Origin of the sequence: Streptomyces sp. NPDC051315 (assembly GCF_044455165.1) — a bacterium.
Classification (GTDB): domain Bacteria; phylum Actinomycetota; class Actinomycetes; order Streptomycetales; family Streptomycetaceae; genus Streptomyces.
On record NZ_JBITEN010000010.1, the window covers coordinates 185,316 to 199,357 of the forward strand.

At 69.8% G+C, this 14,042-nt stretch carries 11 protein-coding genes; 8 read left to right on the forward strand and 3 right to left on the reverse strand.

The features are described from left to right. Positions 1-157 precede the first annotated feature (157 nt). The 3 genes from ACIBBD_RS20725 (at position 158) to ACIBBD_RS20735 (ending at position 4,582) form a co-directional block, all read left to right on the forward strand. The gene (locus ACIBBD_RS20725; protein WP_399420914.1) at positions 158-856 is read left to right on the forward strand and encodes an HAD family hydrolase; all 699 of its coding nucleotides are present in this window, start codon (positions 158-160) and stop codon (positions 854-856) included. 467 nt (positions 857-1,323) lie between these two features. Continuing rightward, positions 1,324-2,931: an ABC transporter substrate-binding protein gene (locus ACIBBD_RS20730; protein ID WP_399420915.1), complete on the forward strand. Its 1,608-nt coding sequence runs from the start codon at positions 1,324-1,326 to the stop codon at positions 2,929-2,931. Positions 2,932-3,001: 70 nt separating this feature from the next. Continuing rightward, complete coding sequence (locus ACIBBD_RS20735) at positions 3,002-4,582, forward strand: ABC transporter substrate-binding protein (RefSeq protein WP_399420916.1); 1,581 nt, start codon at positions 3,002-3,004, stop codon at positions 4,580-4,582. An 87-nt stretch (positions 4,583-4,669) separates the two neighbouring features. Here ACIBBD_RS20735 and ACIBBD_RS20740 read toward each other — a convergent pair whose 3' ends face one another. Together ACIBBD_RS20740 and ACIBBD_RS20745 are read right to left on the reverse strand one after the other, a co-directional pair. Further along, entirely contained in the window at positions 4,670-5,341 is a 672-nt protein-coding gene (locus tag ACIBBD_RS20740) for a response regulator (protein ID WP_399420917.1), read from the reverse strand. 14 nt (positions 5,342-5,355) lie between these two features. After that, entirely contained in the window at positions 5,356-6,321 is a 966-nt protein-coding gene (locus ACIBBD_RS20745) for a RecB family exonuclease (RefSeq protein WP_399420918.1), read from the reverse strand. Between the two features lie 177 nt (positions 6,322-6,498). On the opposite strand from ACIBBD_RS20745, the gene ACIBBD_RS20750 reads away from it, so the two are divergent. The 3 genes from ACIBBD_RS20750 to ACIBBD_RS20760 all read left to right on the forward strand — a co-directional run bounded on the left by ACIBBD_RS20750 (position 6,499) and on the right by ACIBBD_RS20760 (position 9,853). Next, positions 6,499-8,082: a site-2 protease family protein gene (locus tag ACIBBD_RS20750; protein ID WP_399420919.1), complete on the forward strand. Its 1,584-nt coding sequence runs from the start codon at positions 6,499-6,501 to the stop codon at positions 8,080-8,082. Positions 8,083-8,140: 58 nt separating this feature from the next. Beyond that, complete coding sequence (locus tag ACIBBD_RS20755; protein WP_189996165.1) at positions 8,141-9,043, forward strand: tRNA (adenine-N1)-methyltransferase; 903 nt, start codon at positions 8,141-8,143, stop codon at positions 9,041-9,043. Positions 9,044-9,277: 234 nt separating this feature from the next. After that, positions 9,278-9,853 carry a hypothetical protein gene (locus ACIBBD_RS20760; protein WP_399420920.1) on the forward strand — a complete coding sequence of 192 codons (576 nt, stop codon included), beginning with the start codon at positions 9,278-9,280 and terminating at the stop codon, positions 9,851-9,853. A 57-nt stretch (positions 9,854-9,910) separates the two neighbouring features. On the opposite strand, the gene ACIBBD_RS20765 is transcribed toward ACIBBD_RS20760, so the two are convergent. Then, on the reverse strand, positions 9,911-10,216 hold the full coding sequence (locus ACIBBD_RS20765) for a ferredoxin (RefSeq protein ID WP_399420921.1): 306 nt from the start codon (positions 10,214-10,216) through the stop codon (positions 9,911-9,913). A 243-nt stretch (positions 10,217-10,459) separates the two neighbouring features. On the opposite strand from ACIBBD_RS20765, the gene arc reads away from it, so the two are divergent. Together arc and dop are read left to right on the forward strand one after the other, a co-directional pair. Then, positions 10,460-12,226, forward strand: a complete 1,767-nt coding sequence (gene arc, locus ACIBBD_RS20770) for a proteasome ATPase (RefSeq protein ID WP_399420923.1) — start codon at positions 10,460-10,462, stop codon at positions 12,224-12,226. Between the two features lie 229 nt (positions 12,227-12,455). Continuing rightward, positions 12,456-13,967 (forward strand): depupylase/deamidase Dop, encoded by a 1,512-nt coding sequence (gene dop, locus ACIBBD_RS20775; RefSeq protein WP_399420924.1) that lies wholly within the window; start codon positions 12,456-12,458, stop codon positions 13,965-13,967. The last annotated feature ends 75 nt before the right edge of the window (positions 13,968-14,042 follow it).

The following is a 14,042-nucleotide window of genomic DNA, read 5'->3' on the forward strand; positions in this document are numbered from 1 at the left end:
CCGGCACCAGGCGCGCGGTGACGTCTCACGCACGGTGAAGCGCGTCTCGCCCCGCGCACCGATGCGACACGTCGTACACTGGTCGGTCCACTGCAGGCCGGTCGCCTCTTTGCGAGAAAAGGCGACCGGCCTGCTCGTCCCTCAAGGAGGTACGCGGATGACCAGCACGGTTCCCGCACTAGGAACCCGTACGGCGGAGGGCTCGGCCCTCCAGGCCGTGCTCCTCGACATGGACGGCACCCTGGTGGACACCGAGGGCTTCTGGTGGGACGTCGAGGTCGAGATCTTCGCCGGCCTCGGCCACACCCTGGACGACTCCTGGCGCCATGTCGTGGTCGGCGGACCCATGGCCCGCAGTGCCGGGTTCCTGATCGAGGCGACCGGCGCCGACATCACCCTCGCCGAACTCACCGTCCTGCTCAACGAAGGGTTCGAGGACCGCATCGGACGCGCCCTGCCCCTGATGCCGGGAGCCGCCCGGCTGCTGGCCGAACTGGCCGAGCACGAGGTTCCCACGGCCCTCGTCTCCGCCTCGCACCGGCGCATCATCGACCGCGTCCTCACCTCGCTGGGCGCCCAGCACTTCGCCCTGACGGTGGCAGGCGACGAGGTCCCGCGCACCAAGCCGCACCCGGACCCCTACCTGTTCGCCGCCGCCGGACTCGGTGCGGATCCGGCCAGATGCGCGGTCGTCGAGGACACCGCGACCGGGGTCGCCGCAGCCGAGGCCGCCGGCTGTCACGTCGTCGCCGTGCCCTCCGTGGCCCCCATCGCCCCGGCCGCCCGGCGCACCGTCGTGACCTCGCTGGAAGAGGTCGACCTGACATTTCTGCGCGGCCTGATGCCGCTCCGATGATCACCGGGACGATCATTGGTGATCGCTCGATGACAGAAATGCGATAGACGTTCACCCAGCGTGCACCGCCGAAACAAGGGAATTCGGCGCGTGTGCGCGCGGCGAATTCGGATCATCGACGGCGGCCGAATTCCGCCCCGCGCGCACCCCCTTGAGTGTGTGACGTTCCCCACCCGGCAGGGGGTCGACAGGGGCGCTTCCGTGTGCTGTTCACCCTCGTTCGGGGGGTTCGGGCATGCCCTTGTGTCCCGATTGGTGAGACGCTGTACGAATCATTCCGCTGTCGGTCTTTCGGTGTGTCCGCACCCGGCTTCGCTGCGTGATGGGGTTTCAACTCCGGTGGCCGCGAACCCTCGTGCAGGTGCGGACTAATCTCGTCGCGAGAACATCGCCCCTACCCCCGTGATCGGCCGCGACACCCCTGCATGCCGGGTACACGGACTTGACAGCTCTGGAGAAACTCGAGCATGAACCGCAAGACTTTGGTGCTGCCGGCCGTGGTCGGCCTGCTCGCGCCCGCCCTCGCCGCCTGCGGCGGGACCGACAGCGGGAGCGGCAGTGGTGACGCCATCGTCGTGGGCACCACCGACCGGTTCACCGCCACGAAGGACGCCCCGGCGCCGCTCGACCCGGCGTACTCCTACGACGTCGGCTCCTGGAACATCCTGCGCCAGACCGTGCAGACCCTGATGATCCAGCCCAAGGGCGAGGGCGACCCCGTCCCGGAGGCCGCCGAGAGCTGCGGCTTCACCGACAGCGGCAACGAGCGCTACGCCTGCAAGCTGCGCGACGGTCTGAAGTTCTCCAACGGCGACGCCGTCACCGCCGAGGACGTGAAGTTCTCCATCGACCGCGCCCGCGCCATCAAGGCCGACTCCGGCGTGTTCGCCCTGCTGTCCACCATCGACACGGTCGAGACCCAGGGCGACGACGAGGTCATCTTCCACCTCAAGACCGCCGACGCCACCTTCCCGTTCAAGCTCTCGACCCCGGTCGCCGGCATCGTCAACCCCGACGACTACGCCAAGGACAAGCTGCGGGACGGCTTCGCGGTCGACGGGTCGGGCCCGTACACGCTCAAGGCCGAGACCGACGGCGACGAGATGACCAGGGCCGTCTTCACCAAGAACCCCGAGTACAAGGGGACCTTGGACGTGAACAACGACAAGGTCGAGATGGTCTCCTTCGCCGACGCCGACGCGATGGGCACCGCCCTGGACAAGGGCGACATCGACCTGATGACCCGCACCATGTCGCCGGAGCAGATCAAGAAGCTCTCCGACGCCTCCGCCGACGACAGCGTCGACATGGTCGAGCTGGCCGGCCTGGAGATCCGCTACCTGGCCTTCAACACCACCGCCCCGGTGGTGAAGACCAAGGCCGTCCGCCAGGCGATGGCCCAGCTCATCGACCGCAGCGAACTCATCGCCGAGGTGTACGGCACCCAGGCCGAACCGCTCTACTCGCTGGTCCCGGCCTCCATCACCGGCCACTCCAACGCGTTCTTCAACACCTACGGCGACCCCAGCGTCGCCAAGGCCAAGGCGCTGCTGGAGGAGGCCGACGTCAGCACCCCCGTGAAGCTGACGCTGAACTACACCACCGACCACTACGGCACGGCCACCAAGAAGGAGTTCGAGCAGCTCCAGAAGCAGCTGAACGCCAGTGGCCTGTTCGACGTCTCCGTCAAGGGCACCCCGTGGGAGACGTTCGTCCCCGCCGAACGCAAGGGTGAGTACGCGGTCTACGGCATGGGCTGGTTCCCCGACTTCCCCGACGCCGACAACTTCGTCGCGCCGTTCCTCGACAAGGACAACTTTCTCAAGTCCCCCTACGCCAACGGCGAGATCATCGACACGCTGATCCCCGAGTCCCGCCGGGAGGCCGACCGCCTCGCCGCGGCCAAGAGCCTGACGGAGATTCAGGACATCGTCGCCGAGGACGTGCCCGTCCTGCCGCTGTGGCAGGGCAAGCAGTACGTCGCCTCCCGCGACGACGTCACGGGCACGGCGTACGTACTCAACTCCTCCGCGACCCTGCAGCTGTGGGAGCTCTCCCGCGGCGTGAGCGGCTGAGGAACCCCCCCATGCCCGGGGCCCGTGACCACGGCCCCGGGTCACGAGAACGACGACAAGGCACACGCGAGTGAACATGCGCAACCAGTGGCCGGTCCTGCCGATCGTGGCGGGACTGGCCTCCGGCCTCTTGACCGGCTGCGGCACGGAGAGCGGGGACTCCGGGAGCGACGGCTCCTCCGTGGTCATGGGGATGTCCGACGACGTCCTGGCCACGGACCCCGCGGCCGGCTACGACCCCGGTTCCTGGCTGTTGTTCAACAACGTCTTCCAGTCACTGCTGAGCTTCCCCAAGGGCGGCACCGAACCCGAGCCCGACGCGGCACAGGAGTGCTCCTTCACCGACACGCAGACCAAGGTCTACGAGTGCACGCTGAAGGACGGCCTGAAGTTCAGCAACGGTGACGCGCTCACCTCGGAGGACGTCAAGTTCTCCTTCGACCGCATGCTGAAGATCAACGACGACGCCGGTCCCGCGATCATGTTCCCCATGCTCGACAAGGTCGAGACGCCGGACGACAAGACCGTCGTCTTCAAGCTGAAGGTCCCCGACGCCACCTTCCCCAGCAAGATCGCCTCGGGCGCCGGCTCCATCGTCGACCACCGCTCGTACGACGCCGACGGCCTGCGCCAGGACGGCCGGGCAGTCGGCTCCGGCCCCTACAAGCTGGACTCCTTCAGCGAGGACGAGGCCGTCTTCTCCGTCAACGAGAACTACCGGGGCACCGCCCAGGTCCAGAACACCGGCGTCACGCTGAAGTTCTTCCACGGCGACCAGAGCGGCCTGGAGAAGGCCCTCCTCGCCGACGAGGTCGACATCGCCTACCGGGGCCTCACCGCCGCCGGCATCGCCGACATCGAGGCGAGCAACGACAGCTCCGGCGTCGAGGTCGTCGAGGGCAGCAGCGCCGAGGTCCAGCACCTCGTCTTCAACATGGACGACCCCGTCGCCGGGAAGCTCGGCGTCCGCCAGGCCATCGCCTACCTGATCGACCGCGAGGCCCTCATCAAGGACGTCTACCAGGGCACCGCCGACCCGCTGTACTCGATCATCCCGGCCGGAATCGGCGGCCACAACACGGCCTTCTTCGACCGCTACGGCGCCCGCCCCTCGAAGGCCAAGGCCGCCGCCGCGCTCCAGGAGGAGGGCATCACCGGCAAGGTGAAGCTCACCCTCTGGTCCACGCCCTCCCGTTACGGCCCCGCCACGGACGACGAGCTGAAGGCCATAGCCGCCCAGCTCAACGCCAGCGGCCTGTTCGACGCCGACGTCAAGTCCGTCGCCTACGACCAGTACGAGAAGGACATCGCCGACGGCAAGTACGGCGTGTACGTCAAGGGCTGGGTGCCCGACTACCCGGACGCCGACAACTTCACCGCGCCCTTCTTCGGCGAGGGCAACGTGCTGGCCAACAACTACGCCAACGGCACGATCACCGGCACCCTCATCCCGCGCACCGCCGCCGAGAGCAACCGCGCCGCCACCGACGACGACTACGCCCGGCTCCAGGACATCGTCGCCGAGCAGCTGCCCGTCCTCCCGGTCTGGCAGGCCAAGCAGTACGCCGTCGTCCACGACGACGTCTACGGCCTGGAGAACTGCCTCGACGCCTCCACCGTGTTCCGCTTCTGGGAGCTCAACAAGGGCTGAGGCCACGACCGGTCCACACACGCGGAGGGCGCCCCTTGTCAGGAAGGGGCGCCCTCCGTGCCGTGTGCGGGGCGTCGGTACGCCGTGTCACTGCGCGCCGGGGCGCACCAGCCCGCTCTCGTAGGCGTACACCGCGGCCTGCACCCGGTCGCGCAGCCCGAGCTTGGTCAGCACATGCCCGACATGCGTCTTGACGGTGGTCTCGCTGACGAACAGGTCGGCGGCGATCTCGGCGTTCGACAGCCCCCGCGCCACCAGCTTCAGCACCTCGACCTCGCGGTCGGTGAGCGTGTGCAGGGTGTCCGGCACCGGCTCGTCACCGGACGGCAGATGCGTGGCGTACTTGTCGAGCAGCCGGCGCGTGATGCTCGGCGCGAGCATCGCCTCGCCGGCGGCCACCACCCGGATCGCCTGGACGAGCTCGTTGGCCGGCGCGTCCTTGAGCATGAACCCGCTGGCTCCGGCCCGCAGCGCCTCCACCACGTACTCGTCGAGGTCGAAGGTGGTCAGCACGAGAACCTTCGCCGGACCGTCCCGTCCGGGCCCGGTGATCTGCCGCGTCGCCTCCACCCCGTCCATCCGGGGCATGCGGATGTCCATCAGAACCACGTCGGGCTGCAGGGCCCGCACCTGGTCGAGGGCCTGGAGGCCGTCGCCGGCCTCGCCGACCACCGCGAGGTCCTGCTCCGCCTCCAGGATCATCCGGAAGCCGGTACGCAGCAGCGGCTGGTCGTCGACCAGTAGGACGCGGATGGCCACGTAAGTCTCCTTCGCTAGTCCGGCCCCATTCTGCCCTGCGCGCCGGCACCGGAGTCGGCCGCCCTCACCGGCAGCGGATAGGGCGGGGGAGTGCCGCCGAATTCGGGGCAGTGCGCCTGGTGGTCGCACCAGCCGCACAGCTTCGTCGGCCGCGGCCGCCACTCACCCGTCTCCGTCGCCAGCCGGATCGCCTCCCACAGGGCGAGCAGCTTGCGCTCGACCCGCTCCAGGTCGGCGCGGACCGGGTCGTACGTCAGGACGTCGCCGCTGCCCAGGTACACCAGCTGGAGCCGGCGCGGGATCACCTTCTTCAGGCGCCAGACCACGAGGGCGTAGAACTTCATCTGGAACAGCGCGCCCTCGGCGTACTCCGGCCTGGGTGCCTTGCCCGTCTTGTAGTCGACGATCCGCACCTCGCCGGTGGGCGCCACGTCGACCCGGTCGATGATCCCGCGCAGGGTCAGCCCGGACTCCAGCTCCGCCTCGACGAACAGCTCCCGCTCGGCCGGCTCCAGCCGGGTCGGATCCTCCAGGGTGAACCACCGCTCGACCAGACGCTCGGCCTCCGTCAGCCAGCCCGCCAGCCGCTCCCCCTGCGGATCGTCGGCGAACAGCTCCACCAGCTCCGGCCGCGACGTGCGCAGCCGGTCCCACTGACCGGGGATGAGCGCCTTGGCCCGGGGCGCGGTCCGCTCGGCCGCCGGGGCGTCGAACAGCCGCTCGAGCACGGCGTGCACCAGGGTGCCCTTGGTGGCCGCCGGGCTCGGCTTCTCCGGCAGCCGGTCGATGACCCGGAACCGGTACAGCAGCGGGCACTGCATGAAGTCGCCGGCGCGCGAGGGCGAGAGGGAGGCGGGCGCTATGGCGAGGAAGGTCCTCTCGCCGCCGTCCGCCACCGCCTCCGGTACCCCCACCTGCGGTGGGGCCTGCACGACACCGGCGTCGCCCGTCTCGGCGACGCCCTCGCTGCTGCTCTCCATGCCCACAGACCTTACGGCCCGCCACTGACAGTCACCCACTCGCGGCCCGGACACCGGTGCCGACCGGGAAAACACGGGGGGTGCCGGGGCGGAACGCGTCACGAGGGACGCATACCATCGGTCCCGAGACCCTTCCCGCCCGGCCGGAGCGGGAGTTGCAGCGATCGAGGGGACACCGTGGTGGAAAGCGGCGGGAGCGGGCGGCCGCGGCCGGACAGCGAAGAGTCGGCCGAGCGCTCCGTCACACCTGCGCCCCCGCCGGTGACGCCCGAGGAGGGTCCCGCGAGGGAGCGGGTGACGCCCGGGGAGGGGCCGGCCGAGGACCGGGCGACGCCCGGGGAGGGTCCGGCGAGGGACCAGGTGACGCCCGGGAAGGGTCCCGCGAAGGAAGCGGACGGTTCCCCGGGGAAGGGCGCGCAGGCCTCGGCGGGAGAGGAACGGGACGCTCCCACCGAGCAGGCCGGATCCGCCACCCCTTCCCCGTCCACCACCCCCACCGACCTCCACCCCGACCGCCCCCGGGCCCACACCCACGGCGACCCGGGTCACGTGCCCGCCCTCGGCGAAGCGCCGGCCCCCGCCAAGGGCCGCCGCCCCCCGCGCCCCCCGGAGCCCCGCGGCGGCCTGCTGATGGGGCGCCCCTTCGGCGTGCCCGTCTACGTGGCCCCCAGCTGGTTCCTCGTCGCCGCGCTGATCACCTGGGTGTTCGGCGGCCAGCTCGACCGCGTGCTGCCCGAACTCGGCGCCGCCCGCTACCTCGTCTCCCTCTTCTTCGCGGTCGCCTTCTACGCGTCCGTCCTCGTCCACGAGCTCGCCCACACGGTCGCCGCCCTCCGCTTCAAGCTCCCGGTCCGCCGCATCCAGCTGCAGTTCTTCGGCGGCGTCTCCGAGATCGAGAAGGAGGCCGAGACCCCGGGCCGGGAGTTCTGGCTGGCCTTCGTCGGCCCGCTGCTCTCCCTCGTCCTGTCCGGGCTCTTCTACCTCGCCCTGCAGCCCGTCGAGCCCGGCACGGTCCCCGGCGTCCTGCTGGCCGGCCTGATGATCTCCAACCTCATCGTGGCCGTCTTCAACCTCCTGCCCGGCCTCCCCCTCGACGGCGGCCGCATGCTCCGCGCCGTCGTCTGGAAGATCACCGGCAAGCCCATGAGCGGCACGATCGCCGCCGCCTGGGTCGGCCGCGCCCTCGCCGTCTCCGTCCTCATCGGACTGCCCCTGCTGACCCAGTCCGGGGCGCTCGGAGACGCCGCCGAGGACAGCGTCGGCATGGACACGGTCATGGACGCCCTGCTCGCCGCCATCCTCGCCGCGATCATCTGGACCGGCGCCGGCAACAGCCTGCGCATGGCGAGGCTGCGCGAACACCTCCCCGAGCTGCGCGCCCGCAACCTCACCCGCCGCGCGGTCCCCGTCGAGTCCGACACCCCGCTCTCCGAGGCCCTGCGCCGCGCCAACGACGCCGGCGCCCGCGCCCTGGTCGTCGTCGACGCCCACGGCGAACCCCTCTCCCTGGTCCGCGAGGCCGCCATCGTCGGCGTACCCGAACACCGCCGTCCCTGGGTCGCCGTCAGCGGACTCGCCCAGGAGCTCACCGACGGCATGCGCGTCTCCGCCGAGCTGGCCGGTGAGGACCTCCTGGACGCCCTGCGCGCCACCCCCGCCACCGAGTACCTGGTGGTGGAGGAGACCGGCGAGATCTACGGCGTCCTGTCCGCGGCCGACGTCGAGCGGGCCTTCGTCAAGGCGATGGCCCGCCCCAGCTGAGCCCCGCTCCGCCGCAACGGTGGTCGGCGGCCCCCCGAAACGCCGGTAGGCTGGTCACATGTCCGAACCGACCGGTGCCGCCCGCAGGCGCGGGCCCTTCAAGGTCGGGGACCAGGTTCAGCTGACCGACCCCAAGGGCCGCCACTACACGTTCACGCTCGAGGCCGGGAAGAACTTCCACACCCACAAGGGTTCCTTCCCGCACGACGAACTGATCGGCGCTCCCGAGGGCAGCGTTGTCCGCACCACCGGGAACGTCGCCTACCTCGCGCTGCGCCCCCTGCTCCCCGACTACGTCCTGTCCATGCCCCGAGGGGCAGCCGTCGTCTACCCCAAGGACGCGGGGCAGATCCTCGCCTTCGCCGACATCTTCCCCGGCGCGCGTGTCGTGGAGGCCGGCGTCGGCTCCGGCTCGCTCAGCAGCTTCCTGCTGCGCGCCATCGGCGACCAGGGCATGCTGCACTCCTACGAGCGCCGCGAGGACTTCGCCGAGATCGCCCGGCAGAACGTGGAGCGCTACTTCGGCGGCCCGCACCCCGCCTGGCAGCTCACCGTCGGCGACCTTCAGGACAACCTGTCCGACACCGACGTCGACCGGGTCATCCTCGACATGCTCGCCCCCTGGGAGTGCCTCGAGGCCGTCTCCAAGGCGCTCGTCCCCGGCGGCATCCTGTGCTGCTACGTGGCGACCACCACCCAGCTCGCCCGGACCGTCGAGTCCATCCGGGAGATCGGCTGCTTCAACGAGCCGACCGCCTGGGAGACGATGATCCGCAACTGGCACATCGAGGGCCTGGCCGTCCGCCCCGACCACCGGATGATCGGCCACACCGGCTTCCTCCTCACCGCCCGTCGCCTCGCCGACGGCGTCGAGCCGCCCATGCGCCGCCGCCGCCCGGCCAAGGGCGCCTACGGCGAGGACTACGCGGGCCCCAACGCCGACGGCGGCACGGGCCGCTGAGACGGCCCGCGTACCACGGTCAACGAATCGGCGCCGTGGCCGAGTTCCCCACCACGTAAGAACTCGGCCACGGCGCCGCCCTGTTGGGGCCGGCCCACGGCAACGCCCCGGCCGCCGCACGGGATCCCGCGGCCCCGGCGTCCGAGATTCCGGACCCCGCCGTTCCCCCGCACTGTGACGTGTGGCACGATGCTGGCCACCCCACCGGCACTGCCCTCTCAGGAGACGCTCCTAGTGCATTCCGCCGTCCCGGAACTGGCGCACACCCACACCCGGCCGATCCACTGGCTCGCGACCGCCACCGCCGTGGCCGGCGTCGTCGCCCTCTCCTCGGTCCTCCAGCCCGACCCGGCGACGGCGGCCCAGGCCACCGGCCAGGAGCACCGGTCCGCCCCCGTGACCGCCGCCGCCCCGGCCACCACCGGCGTCGACTTCCCGATCGAGTGCGGCCCGGTCAAGGCCCTGGTGGTGAAACAGGCTTCCGGAGACCTCGACGGCGACGGCAGGCCCGAGACGGTCGCCGTGGTCCACTGCGACGCCCCCATGGGCACCCCGCCCGACGGCGTCTACGTCCTGACCCGGGCCACCGGTTCCGCCCACGCGCGCGTGGTGGCCACCCTCGTCGATCCGAAGGACCGGCGCACCGTCGCCAGCCTCTCCGTCGACGACGGCGCCGTCCTCGCCTCACTCCTCGGCTACTCCTCGGCCGACGTGCCCAGTTGCTGTCCCGATGTGAAGGACAGCGCCAAGTGGCGGTGGAAGGACGAGGCGTTCGTCCGCTCGACGCCCGCCGGTACCCACAGCGTCTGAACCGGCCGCCGAGGGCTGTGAGAAATCAGACAGTCGTAACGGGCCGTACGCGTCCGCTCACTCGGCGTCCGGGCCGTAGACCTCGACCCTGTCCGAAACCCTGCGCACGTGGATGCACTCGCCCGGGCACTCCCGGGCCGAGTCCACCACGTCCGTCAACAGCGGCAGAGGCACGGGCGTCGAGGCCCCCTTGTCCTGCAGGAGCTCGTCCTCCGGGCTCTTGACGTACGCCAGACCGTCGATGTCCAGCTCGAACACCTCCGGCGCGTACTGGGCGCAGATGCCGTCGCCGGTACAGAGATCCTGATCGATCCAGACCTCCAGCGCCTCGCCGCCGAGACCGGCTTCCTGCTGCACGCTCATATCTCCTGCCGTTTACTGTCGAGCCGCACGGGAACGATGCAGGCTCTGACGGGTGTTGAACACTTCGACCCTACCTCCGGCCGCTTTCCAATCATGTTCGGTGGGTATTCCCCTGGCGTGAGGGAGAGCGCAAGGGTGAAGATCGGACACACCCCGACAGTCTTTGTGATCTAGGGGTTTCAATCGACACCCACCCAGGTAGGGTCTGGAAGCGTCCAGCTCCCCTTGGAGGAGGTGAGGACCGTGGCAGCCCACGACGACGACATGAACCGCGGCATCCGCCCGGGACGAGGGTCCGACGACCCGGCCGGGCAGATTGCCTACCTTGAGCAGGAGATCGCCGTCCTGCGACGCAAGCTCGCCGACTCTCCGCGACACACGAGGATTCTCGAAGAGCGGATCGTCGAGCTGCAGACCAACCTGGCCGGCGTGTCCGCCCAGAACGAGCGACTCGCCAACACGCTCCGCGAGGCCCGCGACCAGATCGTGGCCCTCAAGGAGGAGGTCGACCGGCTCGCGCAGCCGCCGGCCGGCTTCGGTGTCTTCCTCGCGGCGAACGAGGACGGCACGGCCGACATCTTCACCGGGGGCCGCAAGCTCCGGGTGAACGTCAGCCCCAGTGTCGAGCTCGAGGAGCTCCGGCGCGGCCAGGAAGTGATGCTCAACGAGGCGCTCAACGTGGTCGAGGCCATGGAGTTCGAGCGCGTCGGGGACATCGTCACCCTCAAGGAGATCCTGGAGGACGGCGAGCGGGCCCTGGTGCTCGGGCACACCGACGAGGAACGGGTGGTACGGCTCGCCGAGCCGCTGCTGGACGTCACCATCCGTCCCGGCGACGCCCTGCTGCTCGAACCCCGGTCCGGCTATGTCTACGAGATCGTTCCGAAGAGCGAGGTCGAGGAACTCGTCCTCGAAGAGGTCCCGGACATCGGTTACGAACAGATCGGTGGCCTGGGCGGCCAGATCGAGGCCATCCGCGACGCGGTCGAGCTCCCGTACCTCTACCCGGACCTGTTCAAGGAGCACGAACTGCGGCCGCCCAAGGGTGTCCTGCTGTACGGGCCCCCCGGATGCGGCAAGACGCTGATCGCCAAGGCCGTCGCCAACTCGCTGGCCAAGAAGGTCGCCGAGGTCACCGGCCAGGCCGCGGGCAAGAGCTTCTTCCTCAACATCAAGGGCCCCGAGCTGCTGAACAAGTACGTGGGCGAGACCGAGCGGCAGATCCGCCTGGTCTTCCAGCGGGCTCGTGAGAAGGCCAGCGAGGGCACTCCCGTGATCGTCTTCTTCGACGAGATGGAGTCCCTCTTCCGCACCCGTGGCTCCGGTGTCAGCTCGGACGTGGAGAACACCATCGTCCCGCAGCTGCTCGCCGAGATCGACGGTGTGGAAGGCCTGCAGAACGTGGTCGTGATCGGCGCCTCCAACCGTGAGGACATGATCGACCCGGCCATCCTGCGGCCCGGCCGGCTGGACGTGAAGATCAAGATCGAGCGTCCGGACGCCGAGGCGGCCAAGGACATCTTCGGCAAGTACCTCACCGAGCGCCTCCCGCTCCACGCGGACGACCTCGGCGAGCACGGCGGCGACAAGACCACCACCGTCCAGAGCATGATCCAGACGGCCGTGGAGCACATGTACGCCGAATCCGAGGAGAACCGCTTCCTGGAAGTCACCTACGCCAACGGTGACAAGGAAGTCCTCTACTTCAAGGACTTCAACTCCGGCGCCATGATCGAGAACATCGTGGGCCGCGCCAAGAAAATGGCGATCAAGGACTTCCTGGAGAAGAACCAGAAAGGCCTTCGCGTCTCCCACCTCCTCCAGGCCTGCGTGGACGAGTTCAAGGAGAACGAGGACCTGCCGAACACCACCAACCCGGACGACTGGGCCCGGATCTCCGGAAAGAAGGGCGAGCGGATCGTCTACATCCGCACCCTGATCACCGGAAAGCAGGGTTCCGACACCGGACGCTCCATCGACACGGTGGCCAACACCGGACAGTACCTGTAAAAACAGGGCGGCTGCGGGTGCCCTTTCCGGGTACCCGCAGCCGACTGCTTTTCGGGCCACGGCTGGAGCAGTCAATGACGCAAATGATCTCCCCACCAGCGCAGAGGCGTTCTAGGCTCTTCCGTATCGCCCGGCGCAGTGCGGGGACGGGCACCGCACACGCACCGGAGCACCAGCGGTATCTGAGCGGTGCCCACGACCGAGGGCGCCGCCGGGCAAGGAGGGCCGCATGACCGTACGGCGAGTAATGGGCATCGAGACGGAGTACGGGATCTCCGTCCCCGGCCACCCGAACGCCAATGCCATGCTCACCTCGTCCCAGATCGTCAACGCCTACGCGGCGGCGATGCACCGGGCCCGCCGGGCCCGCTGGGACTTCGAGGAGGAGAACCCGCTGCGGGACGCGCGAGGCTTCGACCTCGCCCGCGAGGCCGCCGACTCCAGCCAGCTCACCGACGAGGACATCGGCCTCGCCAACGTGATCCTCACCAACGGCGCGCGCCTCTACGTCGACCACGCGCACCCCGAGTACAGCGCCCCCGAGGTCACCAACCCGCGCGACGCGGTCCTCTGGGACAAGGCCGGCGAGCGGATCATGGCCGAGGCCGCCGAGCGGGCCGCCGCGCTCCCCGGCGCCCAGCCCATCCACCTCTACAAGAACAACACCGACAACAAGGGCGCCTCCTACGGCACGCACGAGAACTACCTGATGAAGCGGGAGACCGCCTTCTCGGACATCGTGCGCCACCTCACGCCCTTCTTCGTCTCCCGCCAGGTCTTCGCCGGAGCGGGCCGGGTGGGCATCGGCCAGGACGGTCACGAGCACGGCTTCCAGCTCAGCCAGCGCGCCGACTACTTCGAGGTCGAGGTCGGTCTGGAGACCACCCTCAAGCGCCCGATCATCAACACCCGCGACGAGCCCCACGCCGACGCGGAGAAGTACCGGCGCCTGCACGTGATCATCGGGGACGCGAACCTCTCCGAGATCTCCACCTACCTCAAGCTGGGCACGACCGCCCTGGTCCTGTCCATGATCGAGGACGGCTTCATCGCCGTCGACCTGGCCGTCGACCAGCCCGTGCGCACCCTCCACCAGGTCTCCCACGACCCGACGCTCAAGCGCCTGGTCACCCTGCGCAGCGGCCGCACACTCACCGCGGTCCAGTTGCAGATGGAGTACTTCGAGCTGTCCCGCAAGTACGTGGAGGAGCGCTTCGGCGCCGACGCCGACGACCAGACCAAGGACGTCCTGGCGCGCTGGGAGGACACCCTCACGCGCCTGGAGAACGACCCGATGAGCCTCGCCGGCGAGCTGGACTGGGTCGCCAAGCGCGAGCTCATGGAGGGCTACCGGCGCCGCGACGGCGTCGACTGGGACGCCGCCCGCCTGCACCTCGTCGACCTGCAGTACGCCGACGTACGGCCCGAGAAGGGCCTCTACAACCGGCTCGCGGCCCGTGGCCGCATGAAGCGGCTCCTGGACGAGGCGGAGGTCGAGCGGGCGAAGTCGAAGCCCCCGGAGGACACGCGCGCGTACTTCCGCGGCCGCTGCCTGGAGCAGTACGCGGACGACGTCGCGGCCGCCTCCTGGGACTCGGTGATCTTCGACCTGCCCGGCCGCGACAGCCTGCAGCGCGTCCCAACCCTGGAACCGCTTCGCGGAACGCGAAATCACGTCAAGGAGCTCCTGGACCGCTGTCGCACGGCGGAAGACCTGGTCAGGGTCTTGTCGGGCGGCTGAACGGGTACTCGGCCCGGCCCGGGCGGCCGGGGTGGAAACCCCGGCGCCAGGGAATCATCGAGGTGGCCCCCGTAC

Bases quoted from the DNA above. Each gene is read 5' to 3' on its own strand.
- ACIBBD_RS20725 (WP_399420914.1), top strand. From the start codon at position 158: ATGACCAGCACGGTTCCCGCACTAGGAACCCGTACGGCGGAGGGCTCG.
- ACIBBD_RS20755 (WP_189996165.1), top strand. From the start codon at position 8,141: ATGTCCGAACCGACCGGTGCCGCCCGCAGGCGCGGGCCCTTCAAGGTC.
- ACIBBD_RS20730 (WP_399420915.1), top strand. From the start codon at position 1,324: ATGAACCGCAAGACTTTGGTGCTGCCGGCCGTGGTCGGCCTGCTCGCG.
- dop (WP_399420924.1), top strand. From the start codon at position 12,456: ATGACCGTACGGCGAGTAATGGGCATCGAGACGGAGTACGGGATCTCC.
- ACIBBD_RS20765 (WP_399420921.1), bottom strand. From the start codon at position 10,216: ATGAGCGTGCAGCAGGAAGCCGGTCTCGGCGGCGAGGCGCTGGAGGTC.
- ACIBBD_RS20745 (WP_399420918.1), bottom strand. From the start codon at position 6,321: ATGGAGAGCAGCAGCGAGGGCGTCGCCGAGACGGGCGACGCCGGTGTC.